At 39.3% G+C, this 15,608-nt stretch carries 16 protein-coding genes and 1 pseudogene; 12 read left to right on the forward strand and 5 right to left on the reverse strand.

Translation table 11 applies throughout. From position 1 onward, the window contains the following. The first annotated feature begins 75 nt into the window (after positions 1–75). The 6 genes and pseudogenes from Q7674_RS16325 to metR all read left to right on the forward strand — a co-directional run bounded on the left by Q7674_RS16325 (position 76) and on the right by metR (position 6,426). On the forward strand, positions 76–711 hold the full coding sequence (locus Q7674_RS16325; RefSeq protein WP_023931819.1) for an alternative oxidase: 636 nt from the start codon (positions 76–78) through the stop codon (positions 709–711). A 26-nt stretch (positions 712–737) separates the two neighbouring features. Further along, entirely contained in the window at positions 738–1,073 is a 336-nt protein-coding gene (locus tag Q7674_RS16330; RefSeq protein ID WP_023931818.1) for a TehB family protein, read from the forward strand. A gap of 193 nt (positions 1,074–1,266) precedes the next feature. Then, positions 1,267–2,934, forward strand: coding sequence for a mechanosensitive ion channel family protein (locus tag Q7674_RS16335; RefSeq protein WP_023931816.1), 1,668 nt, complete (start codon positions 1,267–1,269; stop codon positions 2,932–2,934). A 332-nt stretch (positions 2,935–3,266) separates the two neighbouring features. Further along, positions 3,267–3,716 carry an META domain-containing protein gene (locus Q7674_RS16340; RefSeq protein ID WP_045065902.1) on the forward strand — a complete coding sequence of 150 codons (450 nt, stop codon included), beginning with the start codon at positions 3,267–3,269 and terminating at the stop codon, positions 3,714–3,716. A gap of 147 nt (positions 3,717–3,863) precedes the next feature. Next, positions 3,864–5,251 (forward strand): annotated as a pseudogene (locus tag Q7674_RS16345) (IS4 family transposase). Positions 5,252–5,514: 263 nt separating this feature from the next. Next, positions 5,515–6,426, forward strand: coding sequence for an HTH-type transcriptional regulator MetR (gene metR / locus Q7674_RS16350; protein WP_045065814.1), 912 nt, complete (start codon positions 5,515–5,517; stop codon positions 6,424–6,426). A gap of 70 nt (positions 6,427–6,496) precedes the next feature. Here metR and Q7674_RS16355 read toward each other — a convergent pair whose 3' ends face one another. Further along, a complete protein-coding gene (locus tag Q7674_RS16355; RefSeq protein WP_008987377.1) occupies positions 6,497–6,685 on the reverse strand; it encodes a DUF4250 domain-containing protein in 189 nt (62 codons plus the stop codon). A 132-nt stretch (positions 6,686–6,817) separates the two neighbouring features. Continuing rightward, a complete protein-coding gene (locus tag Q7674_RS16360; protein ID WP_305422848.1) occupies positions 6,818–7,522 on the reverse strand; it encodes an HI_1241 family integral membrane domain in 705 nt (234 codons plus the stop codon). Positions 7,523–7,779: 257 nt separating this feature from the next. On the opposite strand from Q7674_RS16360, the gene Q7674_RS16365 reads away from it, so the two are divergent. Continuing rightward, complete coding sequence (locus tag Q7674_RS16365) at positions 7,780–8,136, forward strand: hypothetical protein (RefSeq protein ID WP_045065816.1); 357 nt, start codon at positions 7,780–7,782, stop codon at positions 8,134–8,136. A 6-nt stretch (positions 8,137–8,142) separates the two neighbouring features. Here the strand turns inward: Q7674_RS16365 and Q7674_RS16370 are convergent, their stop codons facing one another. After that, complete coding sequence (locus tag Q7674_RS16370) at positions 8,143–8,331, reverse strand: hypothetical protein (protein WP_045065817.1); 189 nt, start codon at positions 8,329–8,331, stop codon at positions 8,143–8,145. A 186-nt stretch (positions 8,332–8,517) separates the two neighbouring features. Here Q7674_RS16370 and Q7674_RS16375 point away from each other — a divergent pair, with 186 nt between their 5' ends. Next, positions 8,518–8,934, forward strand: coding sequence for a hypothetical protein (locus Q7674_RS16375; RefSeq protein ID WP_045065819.1), 417 nt, complete (start codon positions 8,518–8,520; stop codon positions 8,932–8,934). 55 nt (positions 8,935–8,989) lie between these two features. On the opposite strand, the gene Q7674_RS16380 is transcribed toward Q7674_RS16375, so the two are convergent. Continuing rightward, positions 8,990–10,198, reverse strand: a complete 1,209-nt coding sequence (locus Q7674_RS16380) for an MFS transporter (protein WP_045065821.1) — start codon at positions 10,196–10,198, stop codon at positions 8,990–8,992. Between the two features lie 161 nt (positions 10,199–10,359). On the opposite strand from Q7674_RS16380, the gene Q7674_RS16385 reads away from it, so the two are divergent. The 3 genes from Q7674_RS16385 to Q7674_RS16395 all read left to right on the forward strand — a co-directional run bounded on the left by Q7674_RS16385 (position 10,360) and on the right by Q7674_RS16395 (position 13,362). Then, positions 10,360–11,235: a LysR family transcriptional regulator gene (locus tag Q7674_RS16385; RefSeq protein ID WP_045065823.1), complete on the forward strand. Its 876-nt coding sequence runs from the start codon at positions 10,360–10,362 to the stop codon at positions 11,233–11,235. Between the two features lie 315 nt (positions 11,236–11,550). Further along, positions 11,551–12,918, forward strand: coding sequence for an anaerobic C4-dicarboxylate transporter DcuC (dcuC, locus tag Q7674_RS16390; RefSeq protein ID WP_045065824.1), 1,368 nt, complete (start codon positions 11,551–11,553; stop codon positions 12,916–12,918). A 108-nt stretch (positions 12,919–13,026) separates the two neighbouring features. Further along, positions 13,027–13,362, forward strand: a complete 336-nt coding sequence (locus Q7674_RS16395; RefSeq protein ID WP_045065826.1) for a hypothetical protein — start codon at positions 13,027–13,029, stop codon at positions 13,360–13,362. 7 nt (positions 13,363–13,369) lie between these two features. Here Q7674_RS16395 and Q7674_RS16400 read toward each other — a convergent pair whose 3' ends face one another. Then, positions 13,370–14,137, reverse strand: a complete 768-nt coding sequence (locus Q7674_RS16400) for a ribonuclease H family protein (RefSeq protein ID WP_045065851.1) — start codon at positions 14,135–14,137, stop codon at positions 13,370–13,372. A gap of 143 nt (positions 14,138–14,280) precedes the next feature. Here Q7674_RS16400 and Q7674_RS16405 point away from each other — a divergent pair, with 143 nt between their 5' ends. Beyond that, on the forward strand, positions 14,281–15,522 hold the full coding sequence (locus Q7674_RS16405; RefSeq protein WP_045065827.1) for a mechanosensitive ion channel family protein: 1,242 nt from the start codon (positions 14,281–14,283) through the stop codon (positions 15,520–15,522). Positions 15,523–15,608: the final 86 nt, after the last annotated feature.

Here is a 15,608-nt window from a genome sequence, read left to right on the forward strand (position 1 = left end):
TTCATACAAAATACTTGTTATACAAATTTAAACATGCATAATAAATACATGTTTAAATTAAGAGCGAGTTACACTATGTCAGATTTTGCCTTAACCCATAGAGAAACAAATAAAATTTCTGAGCGTCTAGCTTATAAAATCACTCAGCTCCTCAAATTTTCCTTAAACATTTTCTACGGAAAAAAGTACGCGAAACGTGCCGTTATTTTAGAAACTATTGCAGCAGTTCCTGGGATGGTTGCTGGGATGTTTAATCACCTTAAAGCCCTTCGCCGAATGAAAGATGATGAAGGCTGGATCAAAGAGTTATTAAGTGAAGCAGATAATGAACGCATGCACTTAATGATCTTTCTCGACATTGCTAAACCAAGTTGGATTGAGCGTGGACTCGTTTTATTAGGACAGGCTGTGTTTATTTGTGTCTACAGCATTATTTATCTTTGCTCTTCAAAAATTGCACACCGCGTTGTCGGCTACTTTGAAGAAGAGGCTTGTAAAAGCTATACCGAATTTTTAGAAAAAATTGATAGTGGTGAACTTGAAAATGTAGCAGCTCCAGACATCGCTATTAAATATTACCAATTACAAGACGATGCAAGACTAAGAGATGTTGTTTTAAGAATCAGAGAAGATGAAGCAAAACATCGTGATCGCAATCATAATTTTGCTGACTGTTATCAAAATAAAGACTTGCCTGCCCATCAAGCGTAATGAATAACAAATACTGGAGAGAGTATATGTCATCTATTCCAACGAACTTTGTTAACTACAAATCAACACCTGTTTTTAATCGTGATACAGTGCCTAAAATGCTGGTACACGAGCACAATACCCGTGAAGGTGTCTATGGGAAAATTAGTGTGGTTGCGGGTGCTCTAAAATTTTACGGTTTTACGCAAAGGCGAGGTGGTATTGAGCAAGAAGTCGTGATCGAAGCAAATAATTCACTAATTAGCCCACCACAATATTGGCACAAGGTTGAGTTATTAACCCCTGAAACTCAATTTCAAGTGCATTTTTATGCTGATGTCGACAGCGATATCGTCAAGCAGCAGTTAAATGAACGTTCATAAGAGCTTTTAAAGCCACGACAATTACCAGAATTGTTGTGGCTTATTCTTACAAAATCTTTAAATTTCCACTTCCAATTTTATAGCCCTCTTTGACATAACTAATATATAATCCGCGAAAATTACCTTTAATGGCATAGTTATGTACTACAAGCACATAGCTATGGTTATCATTCCTGCAGGAGTTAATCGCATTATGCGCTTACTGGCACTCATGTTATTGCTTGTGTCTTCACTTAGCTTTGCACAGACACCAAAGCAAGAAGACTCACAACAAGTAGCAGCTAACCCTAAAGTTGAACAGCTTCAACAACTGAATACTGAAATATCATCACTTCTAAAAGAACAAAATGCCGCTTTTAAAGAAGGCTCTTCTTCTGCTGATGTGATTGGCTTACAGATTCTAAATAAGAATGATGAACGTCGTGACATCTTAGCATCACTAATCAGTGAAAAAGACTCTGATAAAAAACAACTACTTAAAGAAGTTAATCATCAAGTAGTTTTGATCAATCAGTTCAGTACTCTTCTTGATGATAATCTTAAACGAGATCAAGAAAAGCTTGATGACGCAAAAGATGCAGACAAGCTAATTGCATTGAAAAAGCTGGCAGAAACACGTCAGTACTCGACATTGATCCTTAATGAAGAGTGGCAAAACTATCAGTGGCTAGAAAAGCTTGATAAGCCTGCACCAAAAGCTGTTAAAGAGCTGACAAGTAAAGTAGAGCACCGCTTAGAGTTTATTTCTGCTTCACTTAACTTCGATAGCCAAGCACTTGATCTTGCAAGTAAACAGTTAAAATCTGCGACTGAAAGTGAGAAAAGTGCACTGCAAATGTCACAGATCCTTGCTCAACGACAAGTAGATAACGACACTGAAAACCTAAAACAACTGATTGAAATTGCAGATAAAGTTGGCATTGATACAGCCAAGTACAAAAAGCAATTGTTTGAACAAACAGGTAATGTGACTGATGATTTGCTTAACAGTAAAGTCATTTGGTCTATCGCATCGGGTTGGACAACAGATCTGAAAGATTGGTTATTTGATAACCTGCCACAAATGCTATTTAAAGTGTTTGTTTTTGTTTTGATCATCTTTGCATTCAAAGCATTGAAGAACATTGTTAGAAAAATGGTTAAGCGTGCCGTTTCTTCAAAGAACTTGAAAATGTCGATGCTGATGCAAGAGTTTTTCATCTCGATGTCAGGAAAAGCGGTATTTGCGATTGGTATTCTGATTGCGTTATCACAAGTTGGTCTAAACCTAGCCCCTATCCTTACCGGTTTCGGTGTTGCAGGTATTATTGTTGGTTTCGCATTACAAGACACCTTATCTAACTTTGCTGCTGGTATGATGCTACTAATCTACCGTCCATTTGATGTGGGTGATCTTGTAGAAGCTGGTGGTATCACAGGTAAAGTAAGTCATATGAGCCTAGTAAATACCACGATCAAAACGTTCAGTAATGAAATGCTGATGATCCCAAATAGTAAAATTTGGGGTGATATCATCAAGAACGTGACCCACGAAAAAGTACGTCGTGTAGACATGGTTTTCGGTATTGGTTATGGCGATGACATTGAAAAAACTGAACGTGTGTTAAATGAAATTGTATCAGAGCACCCTGCTGTACTACGTAGCCCTGAGCCTACAATTAAACTACACACACTGAACTCTTCATCTGTAGATTTCATTGTTCGCCCTTGGGTGAAAACAGATGATTACTGGGATGTTTACTGGGATATTACGCGTGAAGTGAAGATGCGCTTCGACCAAGAAAATATTTCGATTCCATTCCCACAGCAAGATGTGCATTTACACATGGTTGAAAAAGCGCTCGAAGCTAAAGACGCTTAATTCATTTCGCTGTAAACCATTTAAGGCAAGAACTGACGTTGTAAAACGGCATTCTTGCCTTTTTATTAACAAGCAATATTCGTATTCATTATTCAGTAAGTCTTTCACTGTTAATGTATAATTCATGAGCTCTAACACGTTATAATTCGTTGGCTTAACCTATCTGGTTACATTTACTTACGTAAAAGACTGTAAAGTAATACACAGGCAAAATAATTTCAGTTATAGTGCCTTCACACAATGAAACAGCGTACAATATCGCTGATATAATATTAAAATGTGTTTGTCGCGCTTTAATCTCTTTAAAACAGACTTATTCAGGAATGATTATTATGAAAAAGCGTCTTCTGTCAGTTTTGGTACTTCCTATGATGCTAACAGCATGTGCAAGCAATGGCGTAGTAAACTCTGCTCCGCATAAAGTTACAGCTAACGAAATCAGCAATGGCAGCTGGGAACTGGTTCAAATCGATAACCAAGACGTGAAACTGCCTGAGCCTTTCCAAGCACCAAATCTTGAGCTTGCATCAGATCTTGCTGCTAACGGTAACGCGGGTTGTAACCGTTACTTTGGTCAAGCAGAACTTAAAGATGGTCAGCTACGCATTGAGAAAATGGGTATGACTATGATGCTTTGCCCAGATGAAGCAATGAAAGTTGAACAAACATTTGCTGACTCTCTAGCTGATTGGAACAAAGTTTCTGTTTCTGATAACACACTAACGTTAACCAATGCTAAGCACACATTAACGTTCACTAAAAAAGTGGCTGATGCACAATAATTCTTTGTTCATCAAACAATAGATTCGAAAGGCAGCCCATTGGACTGTCTCTTATACACAAATCCCTAAGCCAATGCTTGGGGATTTTTTTGAACTAATTTTATGTTTCATGATCTGATCATCTAAGCAATGATAAGGATGATTATGATGACCTATATAGAACCAACTCTTTGGGCTAAAAAACAATTCGGTCAAGCCGATCTTAATGACCCAAGACGAACTCAAAGACTCGTTGCTCTAGCTACCTCTCTGGCTAAACAACCTGGTATACCCGTCTCAAAACTCATCATCTCCCCAGCCGATATGGAAGGGGCTTATCGCTTTATTCGTAATGAGCAAATCAAAGCAGAAGATATTGCAGAAGCCGGATTTTATGTCACAGCACAAGAAGCTTCAGAGCAACAAACACTGCTTGCATTGGAAGATACCACTTCTCTAAGTTACTCACATCGCAGCATACAAGATACACTCGGGCACTCCAATCAAGGTAATCGGCACCGAGCAATGTTCGTTCATTCAACGTTGCTTTTTGCTCCCGAAACTCACACTGTGGTTGGTTTAATCGAACAACAACGCTGGACCCGAGATATTGACAAACGTGGTCAAGGACACCAGCACGCACTCGACCATACAAAGAAAAAGAAAGTTATAAATGGGAACAAGCATCTCGCCATGTTGCAGAGCGACTAGGCGAGAAAATGTCAGAGGTTATTTCTGTATGTGATAGAGAAGCCGATTTATTCGAGTACCTCACTTATAAGCACGAGCAACAACAACGATTTATCGTTCGCTCAATGCAAAGTCGCTGTATCGAGGAGCATGATAATCGTCTTTATGACTACGCTTCCAAGTTGTTATCAGCAGGAAGCAAAGAGCTAAAAATACCGCAAAAAGGCGGTCGTAAGTCTCGCACGGCTCATCTAGACATCAAATATGCTCCCGTGACACTTAAGTCTCCCGCCAATAAAAAAGAGTTCGATAATATCTCTCTCTACTATGTTGGATGTATAGAGCAAGGTGAGAGTGACGACAAACTCGCATGGCATTTACTGACATCAGAGCCTGTAACGAACAAAGAGGAAGCACTTAACATCGTCAGTTATTATGAGCGTCGTTGGCTGATAGAAGATTTTCACAAGGTTTGGAAAAGTGAAGGCACGCAAGTTGAACAACTGAGAATGCAAAGTAAAGATAACTTAGAAAGGCTCAGTGTTATTTTGGCATTTATTGCTACTCGTTTACTCCAGTTAAGATTTATGAACGAATCTAAAGAGTTATCTAGTAGCTGTTGTGAACGGGTGTTAAAAGGTAAAGCGTGGAAGCTTATGTGGTTAAAATTAGAGAAGAAAAAACTGCCCAAAGAAGCACCAAATATATCGTGGGCTTACAAAAGTATTGCACGGTTAGGTGGTTGGAAAGATACCAAGCGGACGGGTCGCGCTTCTGTAAAGACATTATGGCAAGGATGGTTTAGGTTACAAACCATCCTTGAAGGATATGAACTAGCTAAGTCTCTTGAACACAATGACTTGTGATCAAGAGACAGGCCCATTGGCTGCCTTTTTCATTTTCTATCCCTACACACTTCAACATGCAGAGCTCAAACTTGGCTCCCCCTCTGCTACTAACCTCTTTATAAGATTCACCTTAGCAATAACTATTTCTCGGATAGTCCCCTCTAATAGTATAAATCAATTAACGCCAATACAGCCGTTTAGCCATCTAGATGTTTACATTAAACATCAAAGCCGTTAGATTGGTGAAGAAATGCCCATATTGACAAGGATTGTGAACACTTATGATTGAGATAAAACACCTCAGAACATTAACCGTATTGCGTGATACAGGCTCGCTTACTGCAACAGCCAATACGCTATGTTTAACCCAATCAGCCCTGTCACATCAGTTAAAAGATCTCGAACAGCGCCTTGGTGGTCAGCTTTTTTTACGTAAAACTCGCCCCGTGAAATTTACCGCAGAAGGCGAGATATTATTAAACCTTGCCGACTCCATTATTCCGCAACTCACGCAAGCGGAGCATGAACTTGCTAACATTAAGCAAGATGCAAATGGCCGCTTACATATGGCGATTGAGTGTCACTCCTGTTTTCAATGGTTAATGCCTGCACTTAAGGAATATCAAATTCATTGGCCGAGTGTAACTCTCGATTTTTCTTCCGGTTTTGGCTTTGATCTTATCCCTGCTCTCGCCTGTGGTGAACTAGATTTAGTGATCACCTCTGATATTCAACCTCGCAGTGAAATCCACTATGAACCCTTGTTTGATTTTGAAATGCGGTTGATTGTGAGTGTTAACTCACCACTTGCCAATAAAGCCTATATCACACCGCAAGATATCGCTGAACAAACCATGTTGAGCTACCCAGTGCAAAAAAGTCGTTTAGATGTAGTGAAGCACTTTCTACAACCAGCAGGTTTTGAGCCAAAGGCATGGAAACAAGCAGACAATACATTAATGCTGGTACAAATGGTTTCGGCTGGCTTAGGCGTTGCGGCATTACCTAACTGGGCAATACATGATTTTGCACGCCAAGGATTGGTAGTGAGTAAACCGTTAGGAAAAGGATTATGGCGACGTTTATTTGCGGCCATTCGTGCTTCAGAACAACAGCGCCATTATTTACAAGCATTCTTTGCTACTGCTCGACAGCAATGCCAACAACACTTAGAAGGCATACAATCAGCCTAAATTATTAAATATTATATAGTGACAAAGCCTCTCTCTAGGTAATTTTAGCGAGAGGCCTTATTAGCTGAAACTAACGGAATTGATTGGTCAATGGATCATATTGATAGCCTAATTGCGCCATCTTATCGATGAGTTCATTTTCATCCAGTTCGTAACGGCTTATAAGTTCAGACATGCTATTGCACTCTAAACGTAAGCGCTCATTAACAATACCAATCACAATGTTGCCGTCCATACCTAATAAGTTATTAATTTCCATACCGTCCTCCAACTACCATACACAGCTAGATCAAGATGCATTCAATGTCACTTATAAAGCATAGCCGCCAGATCAGAGAACATAAAAAAAGCCGCTGCAAGAACAGCGGCCTTATCAAGCTTTTCTTTGATTTTAAAACAAGACTAATTGCAAACCAGCAGAGAAAACCAACACCACAAGTGCCGTTGCAAGTTGCCAATTATTCGCCTTTTTATTTAATAAAATGTGATTAGCCCAAATCACTAAGCCAATCACCATCAACGCTAATGCTGTGATAATTTCAACCATATGGTGACTGCTTTTCACCTGACCTAAAGTCATGATCTGCCAAATCATAAATAGAATCGTCAAAATAGCACTAATAAAACCCACAAAAGGCAAAATACGATGGAATGCTTGTAATCGGGTACGGGCAAATGTCAGTAACACATGCGCTAACGCACTACCATACAGTGCAATCGCAACTAGGCTAATCGCAATTTCTGGCATATTTAGCGTAGGCAATAAGACTAACCAACAAACAAACGCTAACACATCACTGCCATACAGCACTTTGATTGGTCCTGCATCACGGGTTTTCCCCGTTTTAACTTTCATGGTAAAGAATGCCAATGCCATTAACGGCAATACTGCAAGCGGCTGAGCAATTGCTGCCACTAACCAACCCACCAGCAAAACTGGTAACATTTTGTGTATACGACCACGTTGTCCAGGACAAATTTCGCCCTTCGTTAACACAATAGTCAGAATGAGTTGCGCACCAAATAGTGCTGGAACAAGAAAAGTAAGGTAGCCAGCCATCATAAACGTCATTAAATAAGTAAAAAACTGACGCAATTATACCTAGTTCATCGGTGATGTGAATCCAATGCAAGATTTGCCTGATACTAGCGTGATCTCACAGGCTTATTTAACATTGTGATAATTTCTTATTTCTAAGAAAAGTTTTGCATATTTCAATAGATAATTCTTAACTATAAGAAATTCTCATATTCAAAATATATTTATGAGGCAACAGTATAAAATTAAAAAGATGTTTCGCTATTTGACTATTTATCATTAATTACATCACTAACAAATAGCAGGAGAACACTATGTTAAATGTAAAACTACTCCCATTACTGCTGTTAGTTACCAGCACACCATCCACGTCTGCTATTTATTCTTGTGCTGACATCCCAGCAGGAAAAAATGCTTTAGAAACAAACGATTCAAATATAGATGCGTATTATGTTATTAATTGTAATGAGCAAACATTAACCTACAGTTACCAGTATAATCCTGCTTTTTTTAATACAGAACAATTAAATGGACTCGCAAAAGAAATGCTTAACAATATGCATTCAGACAAGGCTATATTAAATCAACAATACCCTTTTGTTAATTTCCTCAGTTTTAAAATCTATCACGGTTCAACCCTATTAGATTCTGTTGTTGAGAAAATTAAATAATGTATTTTATAGAGATGATAGTAAATTTTCAGTGGCAGCATCGTCATCAATTAATATATCTAAATCATGCTCGCTTGCCACTTCTCTTACTCGACGATCAGGATCGTTAATGAGGAGCTCAATGTATTTTCCTTGCTCAGCCAGCGCTAAGCGCTCTTTTACTGTTAAATGACCGAGTATGCTTTTATCTTCCATGAACACACCAATAGCACATAAACAACTTGCATATATTTTAGCTTAAAAGAGTCGTTTTGTTATTCAATTTTTTTGTCACCAAAAACAAAGTCATTTATCGTCGCTATTACGCATTCGCCTCTAGCATTGATATACTTGCCGTTAATTAATACTCGTTTCTCTGATTTAACTTAATTGGATATAACTATGAAATTATTCTCTCGTGTCAATGCTGTTATTCTTACGCTACTCCTAAGCTTGTTTTCTTTCTCCGCATTAGCTGCGAACAAAGTCCAGGATGTTCACTTTAAAAAAGGGGCAACCAGTGCGGAGTACACAGGCAAAGTCCAAGGCTACGACTTCAATGAATACGTTTTTTATGCTCAGAAAGGTCAAGCATTAAAAGCAACATTAGATACTAAAAGCACTAAATTATGGTTTATTCTTCTCAACCAACATATTGAAAACCGAGTAGATCTGTCTGAATATTCGGAATCACTAACCCCTCAAGGGACTTACATTCTTCCATACAGCGGTAAGTATACGATTCGTATTGGTCAATACCGCGCTTTTGCTCGACGCGGTGAGCACAGTGACTACAAACTAAAGATTGAGATTAAATAATGCATCCTGTGCGTTATAGCTCACTTGCCGAGCTATAACGCATATATTTTATTGGCTAGAGTGCCGGTTGCACTAATAAGGATTTATTTCGCTCAGACACTTTTGCTAATAACCAACAAAGTATAAACATTGCCCCATACAGCACAGTACCGCCAGTAACAACACCACCCCATGCACCATGCTGCCAGCAGTAAATCAGTAAGAAACCACCAACACTACCGCCTACATAATAATGAACTAAGTACATAGCTGTGGCTGTCGCTTTTGCTACCTGGGCATTTTTGCTAACCCATGCATAAGCCAACGAGTGGGTAAAGAATGCACCAGAGCTGATCAATAATAAGCTCACGAATATCATTGAGCGAACTTCAATAAGCCCAAGCCACATCCCTACTAGACTAACAATACCACCCAATAACATACCGCTGATCGGACTATATCTATTCGCCCACTTACCACTCATTTTCGCTGTTATTGTGCCACTTAAATAACAAAGGAAAATCAATGCGGCCCAACTTAGTGGCAAATTAAATGGTGCTGCCACTAAACGAAAACCAGATACCGAGTAAAGATTAACAAACAACGCAAAGTTAATGCCGCCAATCAGCATAGCTAGCCATAAAACAGGCTGTTTAAGGTGGTGAACGAGATGTTTAGAGTGTGCCTGTAAGCCTTGGCGATTAGGTTCAAAGTGTTGTTGTTCTGGTAATAGCTTAAAAACAATCACAGCACCAATTAAGCTAAAAATAGCCAAACCTAGCACAGCTAAGTGCCAGCCGTAATGCTCACTGATAATGCCACCGTATAATCGACCTACAATACCACCTAAGGAATTAGCACTAATATAGCTCCCGACAGCAACCATTAACGCTTTTGGGGTAAATTCTTCAGCCATATAAGCAACCGCAACGGCAATAAAGCCTGCTACTGAAATTCCCATTAATGCTCTTAATATGGTTAGTGTGAGTAATGAATTACTGAAAACCATCACTCCACCAACAATGGGCAGTAACGACAAACTTACTAACATGATCACTCGTCGACCAACCACTTCTGAAGCAATCGCCCACGGGATCAAACACAAGGCCAGCATTAAGGTTGTGGCTGCCAACACCCAATTAATAGCTGTTGCACTCACACCGAACTCTTGCGCCATAAGCGGCAACATTGGCTGAAATAAGTACAAATTACAAAAAACAATAAATGAGCCTAAGGCAAGGGCAAAACACGCTTTTTTATAGTGGGAAGAGTGGAGTTCAATCATACGTTCACCAAAAGGAAATACTCGACACGATACCCCTAGCTCTGTGTATAAGTACAAGATGGTAAAGCGTGATCTAACTAAAGAGAAAGAAACGTTATCAATTGCCACCCGATAATGAAAATATATAATAACTATTATTATGATAACTTTGGTTTATAGCGATGGACTCACGTCAACTTAGCTACTTTTTAGTATTAGCCGAAACGAAAAATTTCACTCGTGCAGCAGAGAAATTGCATATCGCTCAACCCGCATTAAGCATGACAATCAAGAAGTTAGAACAACAACTTGGTTTATGCTTGTTTGCGAGAAACGATCGTAAGGTTGAATTAACCGATGAAGGAAAAGTGCTATTACCTCACGCCAAAAACATCATTCAGCAAATCAAAGATGCACAAACTGCCATGTCTGAATTACGTGGGCTAGAAAAAGGTGAAGTGCGTGTCGGTATACCTAGCATGTTAGGTTCTTACTTCTTCCCTGAAATCATAATGGGATTTAAAAACCAATACCCGAATTTAAAGCTCAGTATTGTTGAAGCGGGCACCCAATCCATTCGAAAAATGATCATTGATGGCGAGTTAGATTTTGGCGTGATCATCAACCATGAGTTACCTGAAACACTTCATCCAGAACCCATTTTAAAATCACAAATGGTGGCCGTTGTTTCCGAACAACATGAGTTTGCAACGCGTAAAAGCCTTTCGTTTCAAGATTTCTTTAGCCAAGAATTGGTGATGTTTAAACATGGTTATTTTCATCGAGAAACCATTGATAGTATCTGTGAAAAGCATCAATTTACGCCAAAAATTTCGTTTGAAACTAACCTACTTGCAATGATTTTTAAAATCGTAAGGCAAGACTTTGCAATTACTACCCTACTTGAAATGGTAACTGAGTATGAGCCACAGTTGATCCCTATTCCTTTTGAAGAACCGATTGAATTAGATATTGTGATGGCATGGCGTAAGAGCGGATATTTATCATTAGCCGACAAAGCATTTATTGACTACGTAAAACAACATTGCCCTCGCTAATAATATTTACTCCAACAATAAACAAGCTCTATTAATATTTATATTATTTGTATAATTAATAAGCATTCCAATTTGTTAAATAATAATAAATACTATTTACAAGCTGTTATTAACTTTATGACATCACAACCAAAAACAAATAAATTCATTTTATTATCATTGTATTAACATAAGTATGAAAATGCTGTTTTAGATCATAAGTTCCACCATTAAACCTCGTTAATAATTTTATTTTTAGTTAAATTAGCCGCCGCAAACACTTTTAAATAGTAACAAGTTTTAATAATTAGATATTTGTGTAGTAAAGGAGTTTCCATGACGGAGCTATTAATAGGCTTGGTGATCACCATCGCTGTGGGCTATTACATTGTAAAAGGATATAAAGCTGCGGGTGTGCTATTAACCGCAGGTATTTCTCTATTAATTATTGCAGGTTTATTAGGGCATTCAGTTCTACCCGCTAAAGTCGCGTCAACGGGTAACTTATTCACCGATTCTCTTGAGTATGTGAAATACATGCTGCAGTACCGTGGTGGCGGCTTAGGTCTACAGATCATGTTGCTTTGTGGTTTTGCTTCTTACATGACACACATTGGTGCTAACAATGTTGTTGTTAAACAATTTTCTAAACCACTGTCATGCATTAAATCACCATATGTATTACTTGTAGCAGCTTACATCGTGGCATGTTTAATGTCGCTTGCCGTAAGTTCAGCAACAGGTCTTGGTGTGCTATTAATGGCAACCCTATTCCCAATGATGACAGCAATGGGTATTTCGCGCCCAGCAGCGGCTGCAGTGTGTGCTTCTCCTGCGGCAATTATCTTATCGCCAACATCAGGCGACGTTGTTGTTGCAGCTGAGAAATCAGGCTTACCACTACACGTGTTTGCAGTAGAAACTGTTCTTCCTGTTTCTATCTGTGCCATCATCGTAATGGCTGTCGCGGCTTTCTTCTGGAACAAATATCTTGATAAGAAAGACAACACCCCAATGGAACGTGTTGATATTTCTGAAATGGAAGTAAAAGCACCAGGTTACTACTCTATCCTACCGTTCCTACCAATTATTGGTGTATTCATATTCAACGGTGAAACAATCCCTGGCTTGAAGCTAGATATTTACACTATCGTTGTTCTGTCTATTGCTATTGGTGCATTGGTTGATTTCTTAACTAACCGCCTAAACGGTAAGATCACCCTTGATAACCTAGAATCTTGCTACGCAGGTATGGGTGATGCATTCAAAGGCGTAGTGATGCTATTAGTAGCTGCGGGTGTATTTGCCCAAGGTCTAATGACGGTAGGTACTATCGATAACCTACTAGCACTTGCTGATAAAGCGGGTGCGGGCGGCATCGCACTAATGCTATTGCTAACAGCACTAACGGTAGCAGCTGCGATTGCAACGGGGTCAGGTAATGCGCCATTCTACGCTTTCGTTGAACTTGCACCACAGCTTGCGGGTAAACTAGGTCTAAGCCCTGCTTTCCTTATTATCCCAATGCTTCAAGCATCAAACCTTGGTCGTACCATTTCACCTGTTTCTGGCGTTATCGTTGCGACATCTGGTATGGCAAAGATCAGCCCATTCGATGTGGTTAAACGTACGGTTGTTCCTGTTGTTTGTGGTCTAATCACAGTGATCTTAGGCACCCTAGTATTGGTTCCTATGTACTCATAAACATTGCCGTAAACTCAATACGAAAGCCTGTTGCCGATGTAACAGGCTTTTTTTATGAGCGTTAACACGGCAAAATAGCGCACCACTCTTTTTATAAGTGCTTTGAACGTGGATAAACAACAAGCTATTTTCCAAATCCTCAGTTTTGGTCCTCAGCGTGATGAGGCTTTTTCTGTTTACCTAAATGCAGAATCTCAACCTGATGACGCCCCTTTTCTTGTCACAAAAACATTACTCATTAGCGTGTTACATCAATATTTAGCGCAAACCATTGATGACGACGATTTAGAACAATGGGCAAACTTGATCAATTTCCGTGATGATATTAACGGTGAAGCAATTGAAGACTGGCTATATGCGCTAGCCAATCAAGAGATGATGGGAAATGGCAATAAAAAAGCGAACATTGAACGCATGCTCGCTTTACTGAGTGATAGCGAATAAGGCGTGATTAACCTGCTCTTAGGGCTAAAATCGTCTCAATATCTAATGGCTGATCGTATTGGCTAAATGGCATTTCTTGCTTATCAACAGCTAAAATCGACATGCGATCTGCCAATTCATTACCTTCAATACCAACGTGACCATTCACATGATGAATTTGGATCTTACTTTTAACTGCCTGATAGCGCTCAAACATAGGCTGAATTAAATCAAGGTTCTTGATCTCGCCCCCAGCTTTCTTCCAACCATTTTTCTGCCATGTGACTGCCCATTGCGTGATACATTGAATCGAGTAACGAGAATCACAAAAGATGGCGACAGTTTGATTTTTTTCAATCATGCTTTGCGCCATGATTAAAGCCTGATTTAAGGCATTTAACTCTGCGGTGTTATTCGTGCCATTAGGGTTATATAAGCCAAACCACAACTCACTTAGCTGATTATTGTTATATACCGCAAGCCCAGATCCCGCTTTACCCGGATTAGGATCACAACCACCGTCTGTAAAAATTTTAATTTGAGTTTCTACTGCCAATACTTGTTCAGCAGTTAGTGAGCCTTTACTGGTTGTTGGCTTTTTAACTGGGGCTTTTGTCGCTGATGTACGAGAATATGTCGGTGCTTTGTTACCAAAAGCGGCTTGTGCTTCTGCTTGCGTTGGAAAAGACTTATATTTTGCACCTGCAAATTTATCGACCTGTTGTTTGCAACTCGCCCAATCGGTATAAATTCCCGGCGTTCGTCCTTGCCATACTACATAAAACTTTTTAGCCACATCGGTCTCCGGCATATATCATTGTGTATTCAGTTATATACTAACCTTGTTAGGCGGCTTTTTCAGATCTCTTTTCCTCGAAAGAGCATCAGATATCATCACTTTTTATTTTCGCCAACATCGTTATCAAATGGAGTAAATCTGTGAGCAAAGCAATTAGAGCCGATATCGCCCACATTCTGTCTGAAATAGGCGTGAATATTGAGCCCCACGACAATATTTCAACCGCCTTTTTTATCGTACTTTGTTGTGCGGTCGCCTTTATTACTTACGTCATGGTCCGTTGGGGGCTGTTAAAAGCCGTCAATGCAATGCTCAAACGTTCCCATGCGATATGGGGATCCGTGATTGTTAAACACGCTGTATTTGAAAAATTATCGCTGATCATTCCTGCCGTAGTACTGAACCTGCTAATCCCGCTAGTGCTTGATAAACATGCGATTTTAAGTGGCTTAATCGATCGTGTTCTCAGCTTATGGCTGATCGTTGCGTTAATTCGCAGTAGCTATGCGTTCTTAGATGCTAGTAATAATATTGCGGATATTAAACTGATGAGCCGCGATTTGCCGATCAAAAGCTTTGTTCAGTTATTTAAACTAGTGATCTTTTTTATCGGCTTAATCATTGCCATATCAGTGATTTTCGACCGCTCACCAGTATATTTCCTCAGTGGTTTAGGTGTCGCTACGGGTTTAGTGTTATTAGTTTTCCGTGACACCATTTTAGGCTTTGTGGCTGGTATTCAGTTATCAGCTAACCAAATGGTCAAAGTTGGCGATTGGATCCAAATGGATAAATACGGTGCCAATGGCAGTATTGAAGAAGTGTCATTAACTACCGTCAAGGTAAAAAACTGGGACAACACTGTTACCAATATTCCAGCTTACGCATTAGTACAAGATTCTTTTATTAACTGGCGACAAATGCAGGAATCCGGTGGCCGTCGGATTAAACGTTCAATCTTAATTGATATTGATACAATTAAATTTATTGATAACAAAGAGGAAGACACGCTTTCAAGCATAGATTTTGTGCCTGCTGTCATTACGCAAATTAAGCAAACCTTAAATCCACACAGTGGGCTAACGAATATTGCAGTATTTAGAGGCTACCTTGAAGCTTACCTCAAACAACATCCTAAAATTCGTCAAGATATGACATTTCTTGTTCGTGAATTAGAACCAACACCACAAGGTTTACCTATTCAAATTTATGTCTTCGTCAACGATACGCGGTGGGCGTTTTATGAAGCGGTACAATCAGATATTTTTGATCATATCTTTGCTATGGTTCCAAAATTTGGTTTAGCTGCTTATCAAAGCCCAGCAGCATCTGATCTACGAAGCCTACAGCCCTTACCAATAGATCACGAACAAAGCGTATAACGCTGAAAACACCTTTCGTTTCATACAGAAAAGCCATTGTTTAATAACATTTCCCGTTACCAACAATGGCTTTTCTATTATGGCTA

It is taken from the genome of Photobacterium leiognathi, from assembly GCF_030685535.1.
Taxonomy (GTDB): Bacteria; Pseudomonadota; Gammaproteobacteria; order Enterobacterales; family Vibrionaceae; genus Photobacterium; species Photobacterium leiognathi.

Excerpts from the sequence above, each read along its gene's own strand:
- Q7674_RS16340 (WP_045065902.1), top strand. The coding sequence starts at position 3,267 with ATGAAAAAGCGTCTTCTGTCAGTTTTGGTACTTCCTATGATGCTAACA.
- Q7674_RS16370 (WP_045065817.1), bottom strand. The coding sequence starts at position 8,331 with ATGGAAGATAAAAGCATACTCGGTCATTTAACAGTAAAAGAGCGCTTA.
- Q7674_RS16365 (WP_045065816.1), top strand. The coding sequence starts at position 7,780 with ATGTTAAATGTAAAACTACTCCCATTACTGCTGTTAGTTACCAGCACA.
- Q7674_RS16380 (WP_045065821.1), bottom strand. The coding sequence starts at position 10,198 with ATGATTGAACTCCACTCTTCCCACTATAAAAAAGCGTGTTTTGCCCTT.
- Q7674_RS16330 (WP_023931818.1), top strand. The coding sequence starts at position 738 with ATGTCATCTATTCCAACGAACTTTGTTAACTACAAATCAACACCTGTT.
- Q7674_RS16375 (WP_045065819.1), top strand. The coding sequence starts at position 8,518 with ATGAAATTATTCTCTCGTGTCAATGCTGTTATTCTTACGCTACTCCTA.
- dcuC (WP_045065824.1), top strand. The coding sequence starts at position 11,551 with ATGACGGAGCTATTAATAGGCTTGGTGATCACCATCGCTGTGGGCTAT.
- Q7674_RS16355 (WP_008987377.1), bottom strand. The coding sequence starts at position 6,685 with ATGGAAATTAATAACTTATTAGGTATGGACGGCAACATTGTGATTGGT.
- Q7674_RS16335 (WP_023931816.1), top strand. The coding sequence starts at position 1,267 with ATGCGCTTACTGGCACTCATGTTATTGCTTGTGTCTTCACTTAGCTTT.
- Q7674_RS16325 (WP_023931819.1), top strand. The coding sequence starts at position 76 with ATGTCAGATTTTGCCTTAACCCATAGAGAAACAAATAAAATTTCTGAG.
- metR (WP_045065814.1), top strand. The coding sequence starts at position 5,515 with ATGATTGAGATAAAACACCTCAGAACATTAACCGTATTGCGTGATACA.
- Q7674_RS16385 (WP_045065823.1), top strand. The coding sequence starts at position 10,360 with ATGGACTCACGTCAACTTAGCTACTTTTTAGTATTAGCCGAAACGAAA.